Genomic DNA, 6249 nt, shown 5'->3' with positions numbered 1-6249 from the left:
TGCCGGGAATTTTCAACCTATAGGTGCAGGTCACGTCGAGCGCCCTGGGAAAGCCCATTGTGCCGTCGTGTCTCGATCCCAAAGAACACGTGGCCGACAGGCATGCCTGGCTGTGGGCTGGTCGACGAGGTGAGCGCTGGAGAATTCAGGTACGGGCCCTACTACCTAGGCTTGTGACAAAGTTGATCGAGCGCGTCTCGAAGCGCAGTGGCGGCTTGGTCACGCTCGTCAGCAGACATCAGCTCGGGCTCAGCTTCTAGTCTGAGATGCGGCAGTTCGGTTCGAACGGAGCGATGGGCAGCGACAAGATTGGCCTTCAGATCGATGACGCGATAGGTGGCGACCGGATAGGCGATCCCCTTGACGTGGATGTGCCCCAGTTCGTCGCAGTCGATCATGTCCCTCACTTGCGCAAACGTCTCATAAGAAATGAGCACCGTCCCTGGCTGCGCCTCCTGCTCGAGACGTGAGGCGAGATTCACAGCGCCGCCGATTATCGTGTAATCCATCCGGTCCTCGCTGCCGAAGTTGCCGACAGTGCAGTAGTCGGTGTGGATGCCGATGCGGCAGCGCAGCGGCGTTTCAATTCCAATGTCGCGCCAGATTTCGGCAAGTTCGCTCATCCGCTTCTGCATGGCGAGAGCCATCTGCACGCAGGCGAACGCGTCCTCCTTGACGCCGCGAGTCTCCGGATCGCCGAAAAACATCAGGATCGCGTCGCCGACATACTTGTCGATCGTCGCGCCGTGATCCGAAGCAATTTTCGACATTTCCGTCAGATAGTGATTGAGGAGCTGGGTGAGAACTTCGGACTCCATTTTGTCAGTGGTCTCGGTAAAGCCGGCGATATCGGAGAAGCATATCGTCAGCTTCTTCCGCTGGCTGGCGATCCTGACGTCCTGACGGCCAGTGAATATCGAGTTGTAGACCTGCGGCGCCAGGTACTTCGCCAGCTTGCTGGAAAGCGCCTCGAGAGCCGCGGATTTCTCGGCGAGGTTCTCCTCCCGTTGCTTCAGCTCGGTGATGTCCGAGTAGACCGCGACTGTGCCGCCGCCGGTGATCCGCCGCTCGCTAATCATAATCCATCGCCCGTCGCCTCGCCGCTGCAGCCACGGTTCGCCAGGGTTGCGGTGCCGGGAGAGGCGCTCGGCGACCCATTCCTCTAACCGTCCCTCAGCATCCCTGATATAGCCGCGCTCAGCGGATCGGCGGATGATGTACTCGAAGGCCGTGCCGGGCGTCAGTTCGATCGCAAGGTCGCTGTAGAGCAGTTCGCGGTAGCGGCTATTGCTAAGGGCGAGCCGGTCCTCCGCGTCGTAGAGAGCGAATCCCTCGGAGATGCTTTCGATGGCATCAATGAGCCGCTGACGCGCTTCGGCGACCTCGCGCAGGTTCTTCTCCTCCACCTCGACTGCGGTATCCCGGAAGAGCCTGAGCGCCTCGGCCATGCGGCCGATTTCGTCGTGGCCCGCGGCAGGCAATGGCGCACGAAGATCGCCGCCGGCGATCGCGAGCATGCTTTGGCTCAACCCTCCCAGCCGCGCGAGGAGGCTACGGTCGACATAGAGCCACACAAACAGAACGGAACTCAAGAGGCTGAGAACGGCGGAGCCAAGGACAACTCCGGTCCCGTAGCGCTGGACGACCGCGGCTTCGAGACCGGACGCCGCGATCTCGCGGTCTGCCGCGGCGACCAGGCGATCGACGGCAGCGGTAAGACTGCGCGACAGCTGATGGTTTTCGGCCAGAAGCTTTTCGCCCTGCGCAAGGACGGCGAACTCGTCCTGCCGCGTCTTCGGGATGCTGTTTCCACCGTCGATCAATGCCTTGAACTCGTTGACCCGCTGCTGGAAACGGGTTCGCAGCCTCTCGTCGATCTCGTCGGAAATCGTATCTAGAACGGCGAACGACCGGCGCAGCGGAAACATGATCAACGCCAGATCGCCTGGCGTAGGCGCGTCCGCCGTGTTGACCAGCGCGTCATTGACCGCCGAGATCTCCTGCTGCGCCTTCTGCTGCGGGATGTAGGCCGCGATCGCTTGAACCAGGTCGGCCGTCGCCTCCGTGCCTCGGTCCGATGCAAGCGACGTGCCGGCTGTGACCGCCCGCCATTGCTGGAGTTTGGAATTCATCACGAGCATACCGGGCGCTACAAGGCGCTGGCTTGCATTTGTCGTAGCCGATAGGCGGCGTAACAGTTCCTCTTTGTGCGCCACCACGGAGAGGCGGGCGGCGACAAGGTCATCGAGGGCATTAAGATTGCGGCGCAGACCAAGCACCGCAGCCTCGATCTCAGCCACCACCGCCGTGCCAGGCTTGGCGCCTTTGAGAGCGGCAAGCAGTTCCTCTAGGCGCGTCATCTCGGCCGCGATCGCAGCCGACACCTCGTTGTGCTGAGCCTTGCTGGTCGAAGCAAGTACGGCGGGCGCAGTGGCGGCGACCCGCTCGGCCTGCCGCGACAGCTGGAGGGATGCGAGCGCCGATGGCACTCGGTCCTTGGTGATGCGGTCGAGAACCTCCCCCACCTCGAGAAAGGCATAAAGAGCGGCTGCTGTCGCGAGCACCGCGAAGGTGCTGATACCGAAAAAAGCGAGCAACAGGCGGCCGCGTATGCCGAGACGCTTAAGCATCGCGGCGACGCGTTGATTCAGCTGGCGCGGCCAATAAGATCTGCACAGATTGGCTCAATGCGATCCGCCAGCTCGGTGGTCCGTTACTCCAACGGCACGTATTCGCCGCCCTTCCAAACATACCATACCCAACTCTGAACAGTGAGGTCGCCCTTGTCATCAAAGTCCATACGGCCCAGCACAGTATCAAATTGATTGCTCCGCAGCGACGCAATCACGGCTTGGAGTTCTAATGAGCCTGCCTTCTCGACCGCCTGCGCCCAAGTCTGGGCGGCACCGTAACTATGCAGCGTCCAGGAATCGGGTTCGAAGTTCTCGGCACGGAATCGTTCGACGACTTGCGCCGCTTCGGCATTTCGACGTGGGTCGGGGACAAAGGTGAAGAGCGTGCCCTCGGCGGCAGGGCCGGCAATGAGCCCAAACGCTTCGGTCGCCGTATCGTCACCCGAGATCAGCTGAAGCGAGTAGCCCCGGTCGCGCGCCGCACGGACCATAAGCGCAGCCTCGGTATGATACCCTCCCATATAAAGCACGGCGATATCCGCCCCCTGTAGCCTACTGATCTCGGCCGAGTAGTCGTCTTTCCCGGGAGCGTAGCCATCATAGATTGTTTCGGTCACGCCCCGCTTGTTCAACTGCTTTCTTGTCTCATCGGCGAGACCCTTCCCATAGGTCGTGTTGTCGTGAAGGATCGCGATCTTCTTGTCGCTCCAATGATCGGCCAAGTAGTTGCCGGCCTCGAAGCCCTGCGCATCGTCGCGACTGCAGACGCGGAAAACGTTGGCGCGACCTTGCTCGGTCAACATCGGATTGGTCGAGGATGGCGAAATCTGCAGAATTCCCGCCGCCTCGTACACCTTCGAAGCTGGGATCGAGGCTCCAGAGCAGTAGTGTCCGACGACGAACACTACACCGTCAGCCACCAGCTTTTGGGCAGCAGCCACTGCTTGCTCGGGATCGCAGAAGTCGTCGACCGTGATGAGCCGCACCTGTTGGCCTAGAACGCCGTCCGCTGCATTGATGTCGGCCACAGCTACCTCTGCGCCGCGCTTCAATTGCGTGCCAGTCCACTCAAGCTTTCCGGTCATCGGGCCTGCGACCCCGATCAGCACCTCCGCCTGCGCAGGACAGTTAAGCGCGACCGCGAGCGCCACAAAAGCCACTGTGATGATACGGTGCATGGATGACACCCCAAGCGAGTAGTTTACGCCAATCCCGTCAACGCCGACAGTCCTTTCCGCGAGCGTAGATATCTTGGCTGGTCATACAGCGCACTCGTCTCGTCGTTGATTAGGCTTCTACCTGGATTTGCCATATCCCTGCGCGGGTTAGTTGATGGCTAGAGCGCTCGCGCTTGCCGAGTTCTCAACAAAATTGGGCGCTAAGTGGTTGTTGCCATCGGGTGCTACAAATTGATTGTCCCTTTTGCAGACGTTCCGGCCCGACCTACGAAGGTCGCTTTCGGGTCAACTTGCCTCGTCCCGGCCATCGGCTTCAGATGTTCGAGAAGGGTCCGAACTCGATCGCTGACAGTGATTGGGTTCCGATCCGAGAGCGTCGCCCGTCCAATCGGAACGCAAACGACGGCCTTTGAACTTGCGCACGATCCTGTCCGAACCGGAGGTAGCGCAGCAAGGACCGGTACCACCCGACTTCCGTGTCAGGCGCCAGGCAGTCGGAACCGGTATTCCGTGACATGGTGGTAGATCTGGCCCGGCCATAGCGTGGCCTGCGGGAAATACGGCCGGTTCGGCGCGTCCGGCCAGACCTGCGGCTCCAGGCAAAAGCCCGAAAAAGCCTTGTAACGACGTCCTTCGAGCCCCGGCGAAGGTGGCGCCAGATACTGGCCGGTATAGAGCTGAACGCCCGGCTCGGTGGTCCAGAGCTCCATCTCGACGCCGGAATTTGCGCCTTGCGCCCATGATGCCAGCTTGAGCGGCCCACGCGTCGAGGCAAGGCAGAAATTCTGGTCGTAGGCGAGCTGCTTGCCCTCGCTCTCCATGCGCAGCGGCCGCGCCTGGCGGAAATCGAACGGCGTGCCATCGACCGGCTTCACGACGCCGGTCGGGATCAGGTCGCCATCGACCGGAAGATACGCGCCGCCGTTCAGCATCAGCCGGTGGTCGAGGATATCGCCAGCGCCGCCGTCATCCAGGTTGAAATAGGAATGCTGCGTGAGGTTGCACAGCGTCGGCTCCTCGCAGGTGGCGGTCATCTCGACGCTGAGCGTGCCGGGGATTTTCAACCTGTAGGTGCAGGTCACGTCGAGCGCCCCGGGAAAGCCCATCGTGCCGTCGGGATCATGCAGTGTCAGCGTGACAAAATCCCTGCCATGCAGCGAAACCTCCCATGGCCGGTGCGAAAAACCTTGCGAGCCGCCATGCAGCGTGTGCTTGTCGAGGAAGTTGCGCTCGGTCTGGTAACGCTGGCCGGCGATAGTGAAGCGGCCATCGCGGATGCGGTTGGCATAGCGTCCGACGACGGCGCCGAAGAAGGCCGTATCCGTTTCATAAAATTCGAAATTGCCATAGCCGAGCACCAGCGGCGCATCGTGCCCGGCCAGGCGCAGATCCTGGACGATGGCGCCCAGCCCGATGATGTTGGCGGTGAGGCCGCCGCCGTGGATGGTGAAGCGGCGGACGGCCTCACCCGCTTGCGTCGTACCGAAGACCTCGCCGTCTTTCATCGCCATGCCCGAAACGCCAGTTGGTTGATCCATCCCCGCCTGGCCTCTCGGGCCGGCTTGGGTCTGTTGACGGTCAACAGGCCCTGCCAAATCAGAGGCCGAGGCCGCCGATGCAGACATATTTGGTGTCGAGATAATCCTCGATGCCCTGATGTCCGCCTTCCTTGCCGAGGCCCGATTCCTTGACGCCGCCGAATGGCGCCTCAGGTGTGGTGATGAGGCCTTCATTGACGCCGACCATGCCGTATTTCAGCCCTTCCATGACCCGGAAGGCGCGGCCGAGATCGCCGGTGTAGAAATAGCAGGCGAGGCCGAATTCGGTGTCGTCGGCAAGCGCCACGGCTTCCTCCTCGGTTTCGAACTTGAACACCGGCGCGACCGGGCCAAAAATCTCTTCCTTCATGAAGCGCATCTTCGCCGTCGCGTCGGCGATCACCGTCGGCTGGAAGAACGAACCGCCGAGCGCATGGCGCTTGCCGCCGGCGACGACCTTGCCGCCCTTGGCGGTGGCGTCGGCGATCAGTTCCTCGACCTTCTCGACTGCCTTCTCGTCGATCAGCGGCCCCTGCTGCACGCCATCTTCGAGGCCGGAACCGACCTTCAGCTCGTTGCTGGCAGCGGCGAGCTTCTCGACGAACTTGTCGTAGACGCCGGCCTGAACCAGGAAGCGGTTGGTGCAGACGCAGGTCTGGCCGGAATTGCGGTACTTGGCGGTGATCGCGCCGGCGACGGCACGTTCGATGTCGGCATCGTCGAAGACGAGGAACGGCGCGTTGCCGCCGAGCTCCATGGAGACCTTCTTGACGGTGACGGACGACTTCTGGATCAGGATCTTGCCGACCTCGGTCGAGCCGGTGAAGGTGATCTTCTTGACCAGCGGGTTGGCGCAGATCTCGTCGCCGATCTCGCCGGCGGCGCCGGTCAGGATGTTGA

The 6249-nt window shown here is 61.8% G+C and carries 4 protein-coding genes; all 4 read right to left on the bottom strand.

Translation table 11 applies throughout. From position 1 onward, the window contains the following. Positions 1–161: 161 nt before the first annotated feature. Positions 162–2630, bottom strand: coding sequence for an adenylate/guanylate cyclase domain-containing protein (locus EOA86_RS18160; protein WP_128342925.1), 2469 nt, complete (start codon positions 2628–2630; stop codon positions 162–164). Between the two features lie 83 nt (positions 2631–2713). Continuing rightward, entirely contained in the window at positions 2714–3811 is a 1098-nt protein-coding gene (locus EOA86_RS18155) for a branched-chain amino acid ABC transporter substrate-binding protein (protein WP_095521970.1), read from the bottom strand. Positions 3812–4290: 479 nt separating this feature from the next. Beyond that, positions 4291–5322 carry an aldose epimerase family protein gene (locus tag EOA86_RS18150; protein ID WP_128342923.1) on the bottom strand — a complete coding sequence of 344 codons (1032 nt, stop codon included), beginning with the start codon at positions 5320–5322 and terminating at the stop codon, positions 4291–4293. A gap of 85 nt (positions 5323–5407) precedes the next feature. Then, the coding region (locus EOA86_RS18145) for an aldehyde dehydrogenase family protein (protein WP_128342921.1) at positions 5408–6249 on the bottom strand (842 nt) is incomplete at its 5' end.

Origin of the sequence: Mesorhizobium sp. M5C.F.Ca.IN.020.32.2.1, from assembly GCF_004023105.1 — a bacterium.
Lineage (GTDB): Bacteria > Pseudomonadota > Alphaproteobacteria > Rhizobiales > Rhizobiaceae > Mesorhizobium > Mesorhizobium wenxiniae.
The sequence above is the reverse complement of the archived record's forward strand: the minus strand, read 5'-3'. Positions and strand labels throughout refer to the sequence as shown.